Source organism: Brachybacterium sp. SYSU DS0246 (assembly GCF_059391765.1).
In genome coordinates this window covers 38101-53837 of record NZ_JBZXYT010000005.1, presented here as the reverse complement: position 1 = coordinate 53837, position 15737 = coordinate 38101, and the positions used below count along the sequence as shown (strand labels likewise).

Annotated in this window: 15 protein-coding genes and 1 tRNA gene; 3 read left to right on the top strand and 13 right to left on the bottom strand. The window is 72.6% G+C overall.

Features of this window, described 5'->3' with window-relative positions:
- Positions 1 to 21: 21 nt before the first annotated feature.
- Together AC5020_RS03785 and AC5020_RS03780 are read right to left on the bottom strand one after the other, a co-directional pair.
- Complete coding sequence (locus AC5020_RS03785) at positions 22 to 681, bottom strand: pentapeptide repeat-containing protein (RefSeq protein WP_464987286.1); 660 nt, start codon at positions 679 to 681, stop codon at positions 22 to 24.
- Positions 682 to 741: 60 nt separating this feature from the next.
- Positions 742 to 815 (bottom strand) — tRNA-Met (locus AC5020_RS03780).
- Positions 816 to 1086: 271 nt separating this feature from the next.
- Between AC5020_RS03780 and AC5020_RS03775 the strand changes: the two genes are divergently transcribed.
- The gene (locus tag AC5020_RS03775; protein ID WP_464987285.1) at positions 1087 to 2823 is read left to right on the top strand and encodes an HNH endonuclease; all 1737 of its coding nucleotides are present in this window, start codon (positions 1087 to 1089) and stop codon (positions 2821 to 2823) included.
- 30 nt (positions 2824 to 2853) lie between these two features.
- Here the strand turns inward: AC5020_RS03775 and hemL are convergent, their stop codons facing one another.
- The 8 genes from hemL to hemE all read right to left on the bottom strand — a co-directional run bounded on the left by hemL (position 2854) and on the right by hemE (position 11533).
- Positions 2854 to 4167: a glutamate-1-semialdehyde 2,1-aminomutase gene (hemL, locus tag AC5020_RS03770; protein WP_464987284.1), complete on the bottom strand. Its 1314-nt coding sequence runs from the start codon at positions 4165 to 4167 to the stop codon at positions 2854 to 2856.
- A 97-nt stretch (positions 4168 to 4264) separates the two neighbouring features.
- On the bottom strand, positions 4265 to 5293 hold the full coding sequence (gene hemB, locus AC5020_RS03765) for a porphobilinogen synthase (RefSeq protein ID WP_464987283.1): 1029 nt from the start codon (positions 5291 to 5293) through the stop codon (positions 4265 to 4267).
- Between the two features lie 40 nt (positions 5294 to 5333).
- Positions 5334 to 6113, bottom strand: coding sequence for a uroporphyrinogen-III synthase (locus tag AC5020_RS03760; protein WP_464987282.1), 780 nt, complete (start codon positions 6111 to 6113; stop codon positions 5334 to 5336).
- Complete coding sequence (gene hemC / locus AC5020_RS03755) at positions 6113 to 7063, bottom strand: hydroxymethylbilane synthase (protein WP_464987281.1); 951 nt, start codon at positions 7061 to 7063, stop codon at positions 6113 to 6115. The genes AC5020_RS03760 and hemC overlap by 1 nt, the downstream gene beginning before the upstream one ends.
- A complete protein-coding gene (locus AC5020_RS03750) occupies positions 7060 to 8295 on the bottom strand; it encodes a ferrochelatase (protein WP_464987280.1) in 1236 nt (411 codons plus the stop codon). Before AC5020_RS03750 ends, hemC begins: the two co-directional genes overlap by 4 nt.
- A 42-nt stretch (positions 8296 to 8337) precedes the next feature.
- Positions 8338 to 9084: a hydrogen peroxide-dependent heme synthase gene (gene hemQ, locus AC5020_RS03745; RefSeq protein WP_377018362.1), complete on the bottom strand. Its 747-nt coding sequence runs from the start codon at positions 9082 to 9084 to the stop codon at positions 8338 to 8340.
- Entirely contained in the window at positions 9084 to 10502 is a 1419-nt protein-coding gene (gene hemG, locus AC5020_RS03740; RefSeq protein ID WP_464987279.1) for a protoporphyrinogen oxidase, read from the bottom strand. Before hemG ends, hemQ begins: the two co-directional genes overlap by 1 nt.
- The gene (gene hemE, locus AC5020_RS03735; protein ID WP_464987278.1) at positions 10499 to 11533 is read right to left on the bottom strand and encodes a uroporphyrinogen decarboxylase; all 1035 of its coding nucleotides are present in this window, start codon (positions 11531 to 11533) and stop codon (positions 10499 to 10501) included. Before hemE ends, hemG begins: the two co-directional genes overlap by 4 nt.
- Positions 11534 to 11797: 264 nt before the next feature.
- Here hemE and AC5020_RS03730 point away from each other — a divergent pair, with 264 nt between their 5' ends.
- Both AC5020_RS03730 and AC5020_RS03725 read left to right on the top strand, forming a co-directional pair.
- Complete coding sequence (locus AC5020_RS03730; protein ID WP_464987277.1) at positions 11798 to 13306, top strand: glutamyl-tRNA reductase; 1509 nt, start codon at positions 11798 to 11800, stop codon at positions 13304 to 13306.
- A 105-nt stretch (positions 13307 to 13411) separates the two neighbouring features.
- Positions 13412 to 13951, top strand: a complete 540-nt coding sequence (locus AC5020_RS03725; protein ID WP_464987276.1) for an MOSC domain-containing protein — start codon at positions 13412 to 13414, stop codon at positions 13949 to 13951.
- Between the two features lie 15 nt (positions 13952 to 13966).
- On the opposite strand, the gene AC5020_RS03720 is transcribed toward AC5020_RS03725, so the two are convergent.
- From AC5020_RS03720 to AC5020_RS03710, 3 genes are all read right to left on the bottom strand, one after another.
- Positions 13967 to 14584, bottom strand: coding sequence for a LysE family translocator (locus AC5020_RS03720; protein ID WP_464987275.1), 618 nt, complete (start codon positions 14582 to 14584; stop codon positions 13967 to 13969).
- Between the two features lie 30 nt (positions 14585 to 14614).
- Positions 14615 to 15115: a GNAT family N-acetyltransferase gene (locus AC5020_RS03715; protein ID WP_464987274.1), complete on the bottom strand. Its 501-nt coding sequence runs from the start codon at positions 15113 to 15115 to the stop codon at positions 14615 to 14617.
- A 126-nt stretch (positions 15116 to 15241) separates the two neighbouring features.
- A complete protein-coding gene (locus tag AC5020_RS03710; protein WP_464987273.1) occupies positions 15242 to 15730 on the bottom strand; it encodes a hypothetical protein in 489 nt (162 codons plus the stop codon).
- Positions 15731 to 15737: the final 7 nt, after the last annotated feature.

Sequence of the window (15737 nt, the reverse complement as noted above, 5' to 3'; positions counted from 1 at the left end):
TCCCGTGCCGCCGGCCGCCGGCTATTCGACCCGCACCCCGACATGCGCCGCGAAGGCCGGAGCGAGCGCGGTCAGCTGGGCGTCATCGATCGTCGCGCCGGCCATCCCCTCGAGGTTGCTGATCGGGCCCATCTCCAGGCCGCGCAGGTCCACGTCGCGCAGGCGGGCGTGGGCGAGGGCGAGGCTGCCGGCGCGGCAGTTGACGAAGGCGATGCGGGTGGCGGTGACGCCGGTGAGGTCGAGCTCCTCGATCGTGCAGTCCTCGAACAGGACGTCCTCGAGCATCGAGGAGCGCAGGTTGATCCAGTCGAGTTTGCTGCCGGCGATGCGGGTCGAATGGATGCCCGCGTCGTAGATGTCGAGCGCGCCGATCCGGGAGCCGCTCAGCTCGACCTCGCGCCACGTCGAGCGCGAGGCGTTCAGCACGGGGGCGTTCAGTCGTTCGATCCGGCTCTCGATGAGCCGCGCCGATTGCAGGCTGGTCCCGTGCGCGGTGAGCCCGATGAGCTCGCATTCGGTGAAGGTGGCTCCGGCCAGGGTGCGGCCGCTGATGTCGCCGCCGTCGAGGCGGAGCGCCTCGTAGTTTCCGTGCTCGGCGAGGTCGGCGGCGTCTGCCGGCTCCAGGACAGGCAGCGCGAGGTGGCTCAGGACGGGGTGCGTGGTCGTCGGTGTCTTCCGCATCGGCGCGAGGCTCCTTCGGGGGAGGGAACCTCCAGTGTGCGCGGTCGGGGTGACGCCTCGACGCTCCGGCAGGATTCGAACCTACGACCCACTCCTTATGGGGGAGCTGCTCTTCCGGGCTGAGCTACGGAGCGATGCGCCGGTCTCGGCTGACGGCGCCCCTTCACTGTGCGGCGGTCGAGCTGACGCTGTCGAGTGCGCCGTCATGAACTGTCAAAGGCCGACGCGGAGCGTCAAGGGCGTTCTTGTGGCCGATCACGAAGATGGCCTTCTATACGGCTCGTGCTGGCGCAGGATCCGGTCCGCCTCCGTCCTCACACCGGTGACGATTCCTCCACAACGGAAGTTCTCCACATTCTCGGCGGACAGCTTCTCCGCCGTACCGCAACGCTGCACTGTGGAGGCATGACTACTTCCGAGCCGGGCCAGCCGGGCCGCGATCAGACCGCCGGGGATTACTCCGAGCGGCTGGTCGAGACCGTGCGCGCAGGTGGTCCTCAGCGGCTCGCGACAGAACTCGGCGACATCGTCTACCTGCTCTCCTCCCTCGCCACGGAACCGGGAGAGATCTTCGAGCCAGGGACGCACCCGGCGACCGAATTCAGGGACGTGATCGGGCGGATCCATGAAGCGACGGGCGCTCTCGACGCTCTCGAAGCCCGCGCCGTGGTCGCCCTCGCGGACTCCCTCAAGCGGGACCGTCACGCCGAAGCTGCCGCCGACGCGGCGAATGAGCCGGGGGCCGCCCCGTCGGACCGCGTGCTCGACAAGCAGGCGGAGCGGACCGCGGCGCGAGAGGTCTCGATGGTCACACGCCGATCCCCCTCGACGTCGGGCCGAACTGTCGCCTCCAGCCGGCGACTGGTGGAGTCCATGCCCAACATCCTCGAGGCGCTCGCGACGGCACAGGTCAGTTCCAAGGCCGCGCAGGCCACCGCCACCTCCGTCGCGCCCCTATCACCGACGCAGCGGGAGAAGGTGGATGAGCACCTCGGTGAACGGCTGCCCGATCTGGATGCCGCAGGCCCTGAGCGGTGGAAACGCGAGGTCGCCGCCGTGATCGAGGAAGCGGATGCCGGTGGCGAGGAGCGCAGACATCTCACGTCGCGCCAGAAGCGATACGTCACCGTGCGTCGGGGCGAGCACGGCATGGCCACCATCTCGGCCCGCGTCCCCGCGCTGGACGCCGCCAAAATCCGCAAACGGCTCAGCCTCGACGCCGAACGCCAGCGCGCCGACGGGGACAAACGCGGCCATGCAGCGATCCAGGCCGACTCCTTCGTGGCCACGCTGCTCGGCGACGACGGTGCGATGGAGTCCGACTCGCTGGACATCGGCGTGATGATCACCGACCGCGCTCTGCTGCATCCGCACAGCGGGGACCTGGCTCGCATCGAGGGGTACGGACCTGTTCCCGCCGAGGCGATCCGCGAGGAGCTCAGGACTCTCTTCCGCCCGCCCGGCGAGGGCGCCCGGGATGCCCTCGGCCCGGACGGTCCCGAGCTGCGGGCTGTTCTCCGTCGGCTCTACACCCACCCCACGACGGGCGAACTGGTCGGGGTCGATTCGGTGGCCCGTACATTCCCCAAGGCCCTGGCTCGATTCGTGCTGTGGCGCGATGCGACGTGCCGCGGGCCGTTCTGCGACGCACCGATCCGCCAGACCGACCACATCACCCCGCACGCCACCGGTGGCCACACCTGCCTCGAGAACGGTCAGGGCCTCTGCGCGCTGTGCAACGGCAAGGAACAGCAGGTGCGCAGCGTCCGACGCGACCCTGGCGCGCCCGGCCACCGTGTCACCTGGACCACCCGCACCGGTACCACCCGGACGACCACGGCCGAGGCCTTGACGCGCCCGATCCCGGATCGCGCTCCCGGCGGGAGTGTCCGCTCCGCGAAGGCGGCAGCGGAGCGAGCGAAGACGGGGAAGACCAGGAGAGCACGGCCGAAGAACGGCCGGCGGCCGAGGCCGAGGCAGAGGCCGAGGCAGAACGCACCGCGCAGCGATGATCAGCGCGCAGACGACCGGCGGACGCAGGGCCCGGGCCGACGGCGGGAGCACGCCCGACGCAGCCCGCATCGGAACCGCCGACGAACACGTATCGGACGCGCCGCCCGCGGTCGCGGGCCCCGTACCTGAACCCGCCTGCGCCCGCGGTTCCCCCTCGGCTCACACCGCGGCCGCAGCCTTCGCCGCGCCCGGCAGAGCCTCCGCGATGCGGTCCAGCACGTCCTGCGTGTGGGCGGTCGAGACGAACCAGGCCTCGAAGGCCGACGGGGGCAGGTAGACGCCCGCCTCGAGCATGGCGTGGAAGAAGCGCGTGAACGCCTCGGTGTCCTGCGCCTTCGCATCGTCGTACGTCGTCACCGGCTCCTCGCGGAAGAACACCGAGAACAGCGTGCCGGCCGTCTGGATCACGTGCGGCACACCGGCAGTGGTCAGCGCATCGGCCACCAGCTGCTGCAGGGTGCGGGATGCGGCGCCGAGCCTCTCGTAGGCGGCCTCGTCCAGCCCGGCGAAGGTCGCCAGGCCCGCCGCCGTCGCCAGCGGGTTCCCCGACAGCGTGCCGGCCTGGTACACCGGCCCGGCGGGGGAGAGCAGCTCCATCAGGTCCTGGCGCCCGCCGAAGGCACCCACCGGCAGGCCGCCTCCGATGACCTTGCCGAACGTCATCAGATCCGGCGCCCAGCCCTCGCCGTCGATCCCGTAGTAGCCCTCGCGGCTCGCGCGGAACCCGGTCAGCACCTCGTCCGTGATCAGCAGGGAGCCCGCCGCGTGCGTGGTCTCGGCCAGGAAGCGGTTGAAACCGGACCCGTCGGCCTCCAGCGGCGGGACGACGCCCATGTTCGCCGGCGCCGCCTCGGTGATCACCGCGGCGATCTCGCTGCCCCGCTCGGCGAACAGGGCCGCCACCGCCTCGCGGTCCCCGTACGGCAGAACCACGGTGTCGCGCGCGGTCGCCGCGGTCACTCCGGCCGAGCCCGGCATCGCGAATGTGGCCACGCCGCTGCCGGCCTCGGCCAGCAGGGCGTCGACGTGCCCGTGGTAGCAGCCGGCGAACTTCACGACCACGTCGCGTCCGGTTGCGGCCCGTGCCACCCGCAGCGCGCTCATCGTCGCCTCGGTGCCGGAGTTGACCAGGCGCAGCTGCTCGATCGGTCCCACCCGCGAGGCGACCTCCTCGGCGAGCGTGACCTCGCCCGGCTGCGGGGCGCCGAAGGAGAGCCCGCGACCGGCCGCCTCGCGCACCGCCTCGACGACGCCCTCATGAGCATGGCCGAGGATCATCGGGCCCCAGGATCCGACCAGGTCGACGTACTCGCGGCCGTCGGCGTCGTGCAGCAGGGCACCGGAGGCGCTGGTGATGAACGGCGGGGTGCCGCCGACGGAGCCGTAGGCACGCACGGGCGAGTTCACGCCGGAGGCGATCACCTTCTGGGCGCGGGCGAAGAGGTCGGCGGAGACGGGGGAGGAGGTGGTCATCGAGGACTCCTGACGGGTGCGGGGAATGATTCGAACGGGTGCGGGTGCGGGTGCGGGTGCGAGAACGGCAACGGGTGCCGGTGCCGGCGTGAGCGGCTCAGAGGAACTCGCGCAGGTGGGCAGGGAGGCCGTCGCGGTACCACCCGGCGACCTCGCTCGCGTAGTAGGTCAGCACGGTCGAGGCGCCGGCGCGGCGGAAGGCCAGCAGCGACTCCAGCACGGTGCGGTCGCGGTCCACCCAGCCGTTGGCGGTAGCCGCCTCGATCATCGCGTACTCGCCGGAGACCTGGTAGGTCCCCACCGGTACCGGGGACTGCTCGGCCACGTCGCGCAGCACGTCGAGGTAGGGCAAGCCGGGCTTGACCATCACCAGGTCAGCGCCCTCGTCGAGGTCGAGGGAGAGCTCGCGCAGCGCCTCACGGCCATTGGCCGGATCCTGCTGGTAGGTGCGCCGATCGCCCTGCAACGTGGAGTCGACGGCCTCGCGGAACGGCCCGTAGAACGCCGAGGCGTACTTGGCGGTGTAGGCGTACAGCGCCACCTCGAGGTGGCCGGCGTCGTCCAGCGCCTCGCGGATCGCGGCGATCTGGCCGTCCATCATGCCCGAGGGCCCCAGCAGGTGCGCGCCGGCCTCCGCCTGGGCGAGGGCCATCTCGCGGTAGCGCAGCAGGCTGGCGTCGTTGTCGACCCGGCCGTCGGCGTCGAGCACGCCGCAGTGGCCGTGGTCGGTGAACTCGTCCAGGCACAGGTCCGCCATGATCACGGTGGAATCGCCTAGCTCGGAGCGCAGCCGCGCCAGGGCCTGGTTGAGGATGCCGTTGGGGTCGGTGGCGCCGGAGCCGATCGCGTCCTTGTGCTCGGGCACGCCGAACAGCATGAGCCCGCCCACGCCGCGCTCGACCGCCTCGGTGGCGGCCGCGACCAGGGAGTCCAGGGAGTGCTGCTGGACACCGGGCATCGAGGTGATGGGCGTGGGCTCAGTGGCGCCCTCGCGCACGAACATCGGCAGCACGAGGTCGGCGGGGCGCAGGGTGCTCTCCCGGACCAGCGACCGCATGGCCGCGTTCGAGCGCAGGCGGCGGGGCCGGTCGATCGGGGTGGGGCCGACGGAGGACGGGGTGGTCATGAGAACTCCTGGAATCGTGAGCGGTGGATTCGGTGGCGGGTCAGGGGCGAGCCAGCACGGCTCGCACCGCGTCGGCGAGGTCCGCGTCGGTGGGCGCGGCGGCCTGCTGGGTGACGTCGAGGCCCGCCGCGCGGGCGGCCTCACTGGTGGGATCTCCGATGGTGACGACGGGGATCGAGGCGTGGACGCCGAGCTCCGCGGCCCGACGGGCGGCCATCGGGGACGTCAGCACGATCGCGCCGACGTCGCCGGCAGCCAGCGCGCGGGCGAGCTCGACGGGCGGCTCGACCGGCTCGGGACGGTAGACGGTGACCTGCTCGACCCGATAGCCCTTGGCGCGCAGGCCGTCGGGCACGACGGGGGAGGCGGCGGCCGAGGCCGGGAACAGGACCGTGGCGGGCCCGGCAGTCCCGGCCGCACCGGCGGCGCCGGGAGAGACGTCGGCCGCGGGGATCTCTCTCACCAGCGCGGCGCCGGAGCCGGAGGCGACCAGGTCCGGTGGGGCACCGGCTGTGGTGAGAGCCGACGCGGTGCCCTCGCCGACCGCGACCACCTGGGTGTTCGGGTGGACGGTGACGCTCGGGCTGCGGACGAGCATCGCCTCGACGGCGGTGCGGGAGGTGACCACCAGATGCGTGAAGGCTCCGGCGGCCAGGCGGTCGAGCGCCGCGGTCAGCTCCGGGCCGCCCTCGAGCACGAGGCGGACCAGCGGCTGGTGCCGGACGGTCAGACCGAGTTCCTCCACGAGCGTGACCAGGCCGTCCGCGCGTCCGGCCGGTCTGGTGACCAGGACGGGACGGCCGCGGGACGGGTGGGTCATCAGGCCTTCGCCTCCGCGAGGATCTCCCCGGCTCCGCGCTCGAGCAGGTCCGCGGCGAGATCCTCGCCGAGCCGGGCCGGGTCCTCGAGCGCCCCGACGGCCTCGCCCTCGACGACGTGGGATCCGTCGGGCCGGATCGCCAGGGCCCGCAGCCGCAGTGAGGACCCGGTGACCTCGGCGAACGCGGCGACCGGGGCGGAGCAGCCCGCCTCCAGGGACCCCAGCAGTGCGCGCTCGGCGGTGATGGCGGCGCGGGTGCCGCCGTCCTCGACGGCGGTCAGGGCGGCGGGGAGCCAGGAGTCCGTGCCGGGCTCCGCTGCCACCTCCGCTGCGTGCGCCCGCACCTCGACCGCCAGGGCGCCCTGGGCGGGCGCGGGCAGCATCACCTCGACGGGCAGCAGCTCGCTGATCACCTCGCCGCGGCCCACGCGCTGCAGGCCGGAGGCAGCCAGCACCACCGCGTCCAGATCCGCGTCGGGCCCGAGTGCCCGGGCGAGCCGGGTCTCCACATTGCCGCGGATGTCGACCACGTCGAGATCCGGGCGGGCACGCAGCAGCTGCGCCCCGCGGCGGGGGGAACCGGTGCCGACCTTGGCCCCCTGGGGCAGCTGCGCGAGGGTGAGCCCGTCGCGGGCGCACAGCGCGTCGCGCGGGTCCTCCCGGGCCGGGATGCAGGCCAGGGCGATCTGCGGCGGCTGTGCGGTGGGGAGGTCCTTGCAGGAATGGACCACCACGTCGACTTCGCCGTCCAGCAGCGCCTGGCGCACGGCGGTGACGAACACGCCCGTGCCGCCGATCTGCGCCAGCGGACTGGTGCGATCCACGTCCCCGTGGGTGCTGACGTGGACCAGCTCCAGCTCGTGACCGGTGCCGGCCACGAGTGCTCGGCCCACCTGCTCGGACTGGGTCAGGGCCAGCTGGGAGGCGCGGGTGCCGATACGCAGGCTCACGAGGCCGCTCCCGCCGGAGTCGCTCCCGCCGGTGCTGCCGCGGCGCTGTCCCGCTCGCGCAGCTCGGCCGCGATCTCCTCGAGGGAGTCGATGCTGTGCTCGGCGGGGACCGCCCGCTCGGCGTGGAGCTGACAGCAGTTATGGCCGCACAGGTCGTCCACGGGCCCGAGCTCGGTGACCGCGGCGCGCTCGCGGGAGGGATCGAGGTGCTCGGCGACGACATCGGCCAGGGCCGCGATGAACCGTTCGTCGGTCCCGGAGGTGGCGACGCGGCGGAAGGCGAGCCCGTGCTCCTCGGCGGTCTCCTTCGCCTCGGTGTCCAGATCCCAGATCACCTCGACGTGGTCGCTGACGAAACCGATCGGGACCACGACCACGGCGTCGGCGCTGTCCTCGCTCGCGACCTGCTCGATGACGTCGTTGACGTCGGGCTCGAGCCACGGCACGTGCGGGGAGCCGGAGCGGGACTGGTAGACGAGCTCCCAGTCGGGAAGGCCGGGCAGGTCCTCCTCGATCTGGTCCATGACGTAGCGGCAGGCCGCCAGGTGCTGGGCGACGTACCAGCCCCCCTGCTCGTCGGCACCCTGCTCGTCGGCGCCGGGCACGGCAGGGGCCCCGGCACCGGCCGGCCCGGAGGCGGCGGCCATCGCCAGCGGGATGGAGTGGGTCGAGAACAGCACCCGCACCCGGTCGGCGTCGTGGCCCTCGCGCTGGAGCTCGGCCAGCGCGGAGCGGACCCCGTCGACCACGGGCTCCAGGAAGCCGGGGTGGTTGAAGTAGGCACGGGACTTCTCGATGCTCATCTCGCCCAGCAGGCCCGCCTCGTCCAGCCGTCGGGCGAAGTCCTCACGGTACTGGCGGCAGCCGGAGTAGGAGGAGTAGGCGCTGGTGATCAGGGCGAGCACGCGGCGGTGGCCGTCGGCGTGCAGCGAGGAGATCGCGTCGGCCGTGTACGGCTCCCAGTTGCGGTTTCCGAAGTAGATCGGCAGGTCGATGCCGCGGCCGGCGAGCTCCGTCTCCAGGGCGGAGATCATGGCGCGGTTCTGCTCATTGATGGGGGAGCGGCCGCCGAGGGCGCGGTAGTGCCCGGCGACCTCCTCCAGGCGCTCGTCGGGCACGCCGCGGCCGCGGGTGACGTTGCGCAGGAACGGGATCACGTCGTCCTGTCCCTCGGGGCCGCCGAAGGAGGCGAACATGATCGCGTCGTACGGCGCGGGCTGGGTGGTGGTCATCTGGGTGTTCCTCCGGGAACGGGTGGAGCGGATCTGGGAGATTCAGGCCAGCAGGGCGGCGACGTCCTCGAGCGCTGCGAGGCGGCGACCGGTGTGGAAGGGCAGCTCATTGCGCACGTGCAGGCGGGCCTCGGAATAGCGCAGGTGGCGCATCATGTCGACCAGGTCGTGGAGGTCGTCGGCCTCGAAGGAGAGCAGCCACTCGTAGTCGCCGAGCGCGAAGGCGGCGACGGTGTTGGCACCCACCTGCGGGAAGTCGCGGCCGAGCTTGCCGTGCTCGATGAGCATCTCGCGGCGCTTGTCATCCTCCAGCAGGTACCACTCGTAGCTGCGCACGAAGGGGTAGACGCTGATCCACTGCTTGCGCTCGGCGCTGGGGACCATGAAGGAGGGGACGTGGGCGCGGGCGAACTCGGCCTGGCGGTGGACGCCGACGGAGGCCCACTCGCGGTTCAGCCAGGTCCCCGGCAGGGAGGTCTCGAACTCGCGCAGCGCGGCCTGCAGCGCCTCGGGCCGGTCGGCGGCCATCCACAGCAGGAGGTCGTCCTCGGCGCGGAAGCCGGAGGCGTCGTAGAAGCCCAGGATCTCCACGCCGCTCTCGTGGGCGGATTCCATGAGCTGGACGGTCTCGCCCAGGGCCGCGGTGATCTGCTCGGCGGTGACCTCGCCGTCCTCGGTGAGCCCGGCGAGCCGACGGAAGACCGTGTAGCTCGTGTACCGGGTGACCTGGGCGGGGTCGGACGGATCGGCGGGCGCCGTGGCGGGCGCGGGGTGGTGGGTCTCGGTCATCAGGAGTGTCCTTCCGGTGCAGAGGAGGCGGAGGAGTCGGCACGCACGATCGCGTCGATGCCGGTGCCGGCCCGCCAGGAGCCGACGAGTTCGAGGGTGGGTCCGTCCGCGAGGGCCGCGAGCAGATCGGGGAGTGCATCGAGGGCGGCACGGTGACCGGGCAGCGACTGCCGCATGGCACGGTCCCAGTCGATCACACGTGAGCCCAGCAGCTGCTCCCGGGTCAGGGGAGCGCCGAGGATCCGGGAGGCGTCGGCCAGGGCCAGATCCACGATGGTCTCCGGATCCGGGAGCTGCTCGCCGGGCCGCCCGTAGGAGAGCCGCACCACGTGCGGGGAGGCGGCCGACGGCAGGGCTTCGCGGGCGAGGGCGCGCACATGCTCCCACTTGGCGGTCGCGTGGGTCAGGGCCTTCGCGCGGATCCCGGCCGTGCCGGGCGCGACCAGTGCGCCGGTCCCGGAGGGGAAGTCGTCCAGGGCCGGCGCATCCAGCACCAGGGCGACCAGTCGGACCGCGGCCGACGGGGCCTGCGGGATGGCGGCGGCGACCTCGGGGGCGGCACCGGCCAGCAGCTGACGGGTGGTGTCCGGCGGGCAGGCGAGGACGAGGTGGTCCGCCTCGAGGCTCTCCCCGCGGGAGGTGCGCACGGTCCAGGTGGTGGCGGTGCGCTCGAGCGCCGAGACCTCGACACCGGTGCGCAGGAAGCCCCCGGCGGCGAGGATCCGCTCGCGCAGAGCCTCGGGCAGGACGGCCATGGTCGGCGTCAGGGAGTGCACGCGGGTGCCGGCGCTCTGCGTGGACCCGCCGCGCAGGCGGGCGACGGCGCGGGTCAGGGAGCCGTGCCGCACGAGGCCCGCCGCGAGCTGAGGGGACGCGGCGGCGAACTCGAGGGTGGCCGGATCGGCCGAATGCACCCCGCCGACGACGGGGGCGACCAGCCGCTCGAGCACTCTGGGTCCCAGCCGCTTGCGCACCAGCGTGGCCACGGTGGCCCCGGGCCGGTTGCCGTAGGAGGCGGGCAGGAGACGCTCGAGGCTCGCGCGCAGGGACCCGGCGAGGCCGAGCACGGCACGGACGTCGGCCGCCAGGGGCCGGGCCGGGATGCCGAGCAGGGCGGTGGCCGGGGCCCGGTGGACCCCGGCGTCGGAGACCACCCGGCTGCCGAGCCCCTCCCTCGGGGCCACGACCTGCTCGGCCAGCCCGAGCTCGCCGACCAGGCCGTCGACCGCGCCGGAGCCGGTCGAGTACGCCTCCGCGCCGGCGCTGAGGGGGACGCCGGCGACCTCGGTGGCGGCGATCGCCCCGCCGACGGTGTCCGCGGCCTCGACCAGCACCACCCGGCGTCCGGCGCGCTGGTGGCGCACGGCGGCGAGCAGCCCTGCGAGGCCGCCGCCGACGACGAGGGTGGATCCGCTCATGGCCGCTGCTCGTGCAGGAAGCTGACCAGGTCGGTGAGCACCTGCGGGTCCGCGTCCGGGGGGACGCCGTGGCCGAGGTTGACGACGTGTCCGCTGGCGCCGGAGCCGGCCGCGAGCACGGCGCGGGCCTCGGCGAAGCGGGCCTGCTCGGAGGTGAACAGCACGGCGGGATCGATGTTGCCCTGGACGGGCGTGCCGGCCGGGAGGATCTCGAGCGCCTCGTCCAGGCGCAGACGGTGATCGACGCCCATCACGCTCGCCCCCGCCTCGAGCATGGGCGTGAGCAGATGCGAGGCGCCGACGCCGAAGTGGATGCGCGGCACCGGCAGGTCGGCGATGCGGGCGAGGGCCGCGGCCGAGTGCTCCTGGACGTGGGTGCGGTACATGTCGGCTCCGAGCGCCCCCACCCACGAATCGAACAGCTGGACGGCGGAGGCGCCGGCGAGGACCTGGGCGCGCAGGAAGCGGCCCGAGAGCTCGGCGACCCACGCGGCGAGCTTCGCCCACACCTCGGGCCGGCCGCGCATCAGGGCGCGGGTGCGCAGGTGGTCGCGGCTGGGGCCGCCCTCGACCATGTAGCTGGCCACGGTGAACGGGGCGCCGGCGAAGCCGATCAGCGGCGTGGTGCCCAGCTCGGCGACGGTCAGGCGCACCGCCTCGCGGATCGGCTCCAGCGCCGCCTCGTAGGCGTCCCCGAGATCCGGCAGCGCGTCGACGTCGGCCTCGGTGCGGATCGGGTGGTCGAAGACGGGGCCGACGCCGGGCCGGATCTCCACGCCCAGCCCCGCGAGCCGCGCGGGCACGACGATGTCGGAGAAGAACACGCCGGCATCGACCCGGTGGCGCCGCACGGGCTGGACGGTGATCTCGGCGGCCATGTCGGGGCGCACGCAGGCATCGAGCATCGTGGTGCCCTCGCGCAGAGCCCGGTACTCGGGCAGGGAGCGGCCGGCCTGTCGCATGAACCACACGCTGGGGCGGGTGTCGCCTCGCTCACCTCTGAGCTCGCGCAGCAGGGCGGCGTCGGCCACACCGCCGTCGGCCACCGGATGGCGGGCGGGGTGCCGCGACGGTAGCTGTTCGAGCGCCGCAGCGGGCGTGAGAGGGGAGGTATCGGGGGGAACAACAGCGTCGCTGCCTGCGGTGTTCCCGGTTTCTGACGCGCCGGGCGAGGTATCTGACGCGCTGTCGGCAAAAGTGGGCTCTGACGTGCTGTTCTGTGTCATGACGCAACTATTGTGCACATCATTCCCGGGAGCGTCGTGCACGCCCTGGAGCAGGCCTAGACTGGCTGCATGCTCGCTGCTCTCCGCGCCACCCACGAGCACCTCGACCTCGATGTGCTGGACGCCCTCACCCGTGGTGCAGAGACCCTTCCCGCGGTGATCGACCAGCTGCAGGCCGAGCGGGCCGAGGCCGTCGGCGCCGCCCCCGTCATCTCCGGCCACGTGGCCGTGAGCACCTGCAACCGCCTCGAGGTCTACCTCGACACCGACCTCTTCCACGAGGGCGTGGACCTCGTCATCGACGCCGTCGCCCGCACCAGCGGGCTGGACCGCGAGGTGGTCACCCTCTGCTTCGACGCCGCGATGGACACCCCGGTGCCGCGGCACCTCTACGAGGTCGCCTCCGGGCTGCGCTCCCTCGTGGTCGGCGAGGCGGAGATCACCGGCCAGGTGCGCCAGTCCTTCGAGGCCGCGCGCCGCGCCGGGCGCACCACCTCGATGCTTCACGACCTGTTCCAGCACGCCTTCCGCTGCGCCAAGCAGGTCGCCACCCAGGCTCCGGTCGGCGCCGCCGGCCGCTCCGGGGCGGCGGTCGCGCTGGACCGCGCCGGCGTCGAGCTGGGCGGCTTCGAGGGGCGGACGGTGCTGATCGTCGGCACCGGCGCCTACGCGCGTCTGGGCCTGGCCGAGCTCGCGCGCCGGGGCGTGAGGGATCTGCAGGTGTACTCGCCCTCCGGCCGCGAGACCGGCTTCGCCGAGCGCCACGGGGCCGCCATGGTCCCGGCCGACGGGATCGACCGCGCGCTGCGCGAGGCGGACCTCGTGCTGGCCGCCTCCGGGCGCGGCACCTCGCTGTTCCCCGAGCAGTTCCTGGCCGCCGGCCGCACTGTCGTGCTGGATCTTGCCCTGCACTCCGACCTGCACCCGCTGGTCCCGCACCTCAAGGGCGTCACCGTGCTCGGCCTGTCCGATCTCGCGGTGGGCGTGGAGGCGAGCGACGACCCTGCGCTGGTCACCGCCCGCCAGATCGTCGAGGAGAACGTCGAGGCCTTCCGCACCCAGCAGCAGGTGCGCCGCATCGACCCGGCGATGGCGGCCCTGCGCCGTGAGGTCTCCGAGGCCGCCGATGACGAGGTCGATCGCCTGCGCCGCGAGGTCTCCGGCGAGACCGCGGACCAGCTCGAGCGCAGCGTCCGCAAGATCCTCGCCAAGGTTATGCATCAGCCCGCCGAGCGCGCCCGCCACCTCGCCGAGACCGGCTTCGCCGACGCCTACGTCGAGGCCTTCCACACCATCTTCGGCATCGACATCTCCTCCGCGCGGGAACCGGCCGACGCCGACGAGAGCGCGGAGGACGACGTGATGCCGGCCGGCTGGATGCGCGTGGACCGCACCGTCCCGCCGACGCTGACGGACGCCGACACCCTCGCGAGCGCGGGCGTGCCGAGGGGCGGGGCACCGACTGCAGCCACCGGTTCGGCGCCGGCCGGCAGCACCGCTCCCCACACCGTGTCCGACGCCACGATCGCTCGCCTGGCCATGCGTGAGCAGCACAAGGGGACTGCCGCCTCGAGCTGAGGTCCATAGGGCCGGGGGCGAATGCAGCTCCTGCCGGCGCCCCGGACCAGTCTCTGTCCCTGACCGTCTCTGTCCCGGCAGGCTCCGTGCTGCGATCGTGGCCGCATGAGTCCGACGGTCGAGTCAGTCCACCTCAGCGCGGCACACACGTTCAGCAAGACCCCGGTTCCCGAGATCCAGCTCCTCGAGGGAGTCGGCGTCGCGGGGGATGTGCATTCGGGACGGACCGTCAAGCACCGCAGCAGGGTCGCCCGTGACCCGGGCCAGCCGAATCTGCGGCAGGTGCACCTCATCCACGGAGAACTCCTCGAGCAGCTCGCCGCCGAGGGGCACCACGTCGCCTCGGGGCAGCTGGGCGAGAACATCACCACCGCAGGCATCGATCTGCTCAGTCTGCCCGTCGGGACCCGTCTGCACGTCGCGGAGGCGATCATCGAGGTCACCGGCTTGCGGAATCCATGCTGGCAGATCGACGCCTTCCAGCCGGGACTGCTCAAGCAGGTGGTCCGCAAGGACGAGTCGGGCCAGGTGCACAAGCTCGCGGGAGTCATGGGCGTCGTGGCCTGCGGCGGCACGGTCCGCCCCGGCGAGGGGATCGGAGTCGAGCTGCCTGCCGAGCCTCACCGCCGGCTCGCCGGTGTGTAGTCGGGGAGTTCCCGCTCAGGGACGGTGCGAGGTGGCGAGGTACGCGCCGAATCCGAGGAACGAGGCCCCGGCGACCTGATCGAGGCGGCGACGAGGACGTCGCAGCTCGCCGGACGGTCGGCGCATGGCGGACCCGGCCGCGATGTAGGCGGCAGCCGCCAGCGCCTCCACCCCGACGTAGACCGCGGCGAGGACGAGAAGCAGCGACGCGGGAGCAGACGTCGGCATGAACTGGGGGAGGAAGGACGCGAACAGCAGGAGCGCCTTGGGGTTGGTCAGTGCTGTGATGAACTCCCGCCGCGCCGCCACGGCGCCGCGTTCCTCGCATCGGAGGTCGGGGTGTCGCTCTCCCGCCCCGGCGTTCCTGATGGTGCTCACGCCGAGCCAGACCAGATAGACGACGCCCGCCCAGCGCAGGACCTCGAAGGCGACCGCCGACCGCGCGAGAACCGCGCCGAGCCCCACGACGACGAGCAGGGCCAGCACGGCGAAGGCGGCGAAGCGGCCGGCCACTCCCGCCGCGGCGTACCGGGCGCCGACGACGGCGGCGTTGCGCAGTCCGAGCACCTGATTGGCGCCAGGGATCGACGCCATCGCCACGGCCGCCGGCAGGAAGACGTGCCACTCGATCATCTGTGAACCCTACGACGTCCGATCCTGGGTTCACAGCCTCATACTGAACACGTGCCGAGCAGGAAGCGGGCCACCGTGGTCGTCGTCGACGCGCTTCATCCCGATCTTCTCCGCCACTCGCTGCGAGGCACGATTGTCAGGATGGACTATCGCGACCAGCTCGGCAGTGTCAGTGCTGTCTCGGGCGACATCGCGGCAGGCGGCTGCGGCTTCGGTGGCGTAGCCGAGACCGTGGAGGCCACTGCGAACGTGGTACCCCACTTCGAGCTTCTGCTCGCCGTTCACGCGCTGCCACGTGAGTCCGCAGTCGCCGACGAAACCGCCGTCCACCGTCTCGATCACCCAGAGGCCGTGACCATGGTCTGCGTAGTTCCGTCGGTTCCACTCGATCCACGCGAGAGCCTCACCCCGAGACTTGGGCGCGGGGTAGTAGTGCATCACGACGGGGTCCCCGAGGAGGGCCGCCATGTCGTCCAGATCCTCACTCGTCATCCGGCGGAACCGGAGCCGCGGTGTGGGTGAGGGAAGCACGCCTCAACGTTAGCAACACCACTGTCGGCTGCGGCCGGCTCCCGACGCTCTGCATCGCGACATCGCGTGTGAGCTTTCGGTGGGCTGGCCTCGATGAGGACAGCTCAATGATCACAGGAGGCCGGATCAGCGGCGTCGGCGGAAGGGATTCCAGCGGAAACGGCGGAGTGTGGGCTCGTGGCGGGCAGTGTCGGCCGCGTCCGCACCGGCGTCGTCGTCTGCGCCGTCCTCGCCCAGGGCGACGTCAGCGAGCTCGGCGGGGTCGTCCTCGAGGTCGGTCGTCTCGACGTGGTCCTCGGCGAGCTCGATGCTGGCCAGCGCCTCGTCCTCGATCCGGTGGCCGTTCTCGTCGACCCACGTGTCGGTCCAGCCGACGTCGGACTCGTCGCGCGGCCGGTACTCCGTGCGCGGGCCCAGCGAGTCCCGCACGTCCTCGAGCTCGATCTGGGCCGGAGCCTTCACCTCTTCGCCGCGGTGGGGTACCGGGCAGGTCCAGAAGTACGGACATCCCGGGCAGCCGGCGGTCTCCTCGTCGGGAGTCGCCTCGCGCTGCATCTGCACGCCGTCGAACTGCTGCAGCATGCGCAGACGCGACTCGTAAGGATTGATCTCCATGTCGTGA

What these genes read in the sequence shown, in the direction of transcription:
- AC5020_RS03785 (WP_464987286.1), bottom strand. Translation starts at nt 681, where the DNA reads ATGCGGAAGACACCGACGACCACGCACCCCGTCCTGAGCCACCTCGCG.
- AC5020_RS03775 (WP_464987285.1), top strand. Translation starts at nt 1,087, where the DNA reads ATGACTACTTCCGAGCCGGGCCAGCCGGGCCGCGATCAGACCGCCGGG.
- hemL (WP_464987284.1), bottom strand. Translation starts at nt 4,167, where the DNA reads ATGACCACCTCCTCCCCCGTCTCCGCCGACCTCTTCGCCCGCGCCCAG.
- hemB (WP_464987283.1), bottom strand. Translation starts at nt 5,293, where the DNA reads ATGACCACCCCGTCCTCCGTCGGCCCCACCCCGATCGACCGGCCCCGC.
- AC5020_RS03760 (WP_464987282.1), bottom strand. Translation starts at nt 6,113, where the DNA reads ATGACCCACCCGTCCCGCGGCCGTCCCGTCCTGGTCACCAGACCGGCC.
- AC5020_RS03750 (WP_464987280.1), bottom strand. Translation starts at nt 8,295, where the DNA reads ATGACCACCACCCAGCCCGCGCCGTACGACGCGATCATGTTCGCCTCC.
- hemQ (WP_377018362.1), bottom strand. Translation starts at nt 9,084, where the DNA reads ATGACCGAGACCCACCACCCCGCGCCCGCCACGGCGCCCGCCGATCCG.
- hemG (WP_464987279.1), bottom strand. Translation starts at nt 10,502, where the DNA reads ATGAGCGGATCCACCCTCGTCGTCGGCGGCGGCCTCGCAGGGCTGCTC.
- AC5020_RS03730 (WP_464987277.1), top strand. Translation starts at nt 11,798, where the DNA reads ATGCTCGCTGCTCTCCGCGCCACCCACGAGCACCTCGACCTCGATGTG.
- AC5020_RS03725 (WP_464987276.1), top strand. Translation starts at nt 13,412, where the DNA reads ATGAGTCCGACGGTCGAGTCAGTCCACCTCAGCGCGGCACACACGTTC.
- AC5020_RS03720 (WP_464987275.1), bottom strand. Translation starts at nt 14,584, where the DNA reads ATGATCGAGTGGCACGTCTTCCTGCCGGCGGCCGTGGCGATGGCGTCG.
- AC5020_RS03710 (WP_464987273.1), bottom strand. Translation starts at nt 15,730, where the DNA reads ATGGAGATCAATCCTTACGAGTCGCGTCTGCGCATGCTGCAGCAGTTC.